This window comes from Novosphingobium sp. 18050, from assembly GCF_902706195.1.
GTDB lineage: Bacteria > Pseudomonadota > Alphaproteobacteria > Sphingomonadales > Sphingomonadaceae > Novosphingobium.
In genome coordinates this window covers 1-392 of record NZ_CACSJO010000117.1, presented here as the reverse complement: position 1 = coordinate 392, position 392 = coordinate 1, and the positions used below count along the sequence as shown (strand labels likewise).

The following is a 392-nucleotide window of genomic DNA, read 5'->3' as shown; positions in this document are numbered from 1 at the left end:
CAATTTCGGGTACATGCTGATGCGGGTGAAGCCCGGCAGCGTGTTGACCTCGTTGATGACGATCCCGCCGCCGGCAGTAAGGAAGACGTCCACGCGCGCCATGCCGGCACACTCCAGCGCCTGGTACGCCTGCAGTGCGATCTGCTGGATGCGCGCCTGGGTTGCGGCATCGATATCCGCAGGTACCACCACCTCGGCGCCAGTTTCGTTGATGTACTTGGTGTCGTAGGCGTAGAACTCGTCGTGCACCACCACCTCGCCGCACAGGCTGGCCTGCGGGTGCGCGTTGCCCAGTACCGCGCACTCGATCTCGCGGCCGACCACCGCCGATTCCACCAGCACCTTGTGGTCGTAGCGCAGCGCCAATGCCAGTGCCTCGGCGAAGCCCGCTG

The 392-nt window shown here is 65.3% G+C and carries 1 protein-coding gene; it reads right to left on the bottom strand.

Going from position 1 to position 392, the window contains the following annotated elements:
* Positions 1–392: ATP-grasp domain-containing protein (locus GVL61_RS24645; protein ID WP_159983890.1), on the bottom strand; the 392-nt coding region annotated here is incomplete at both ends.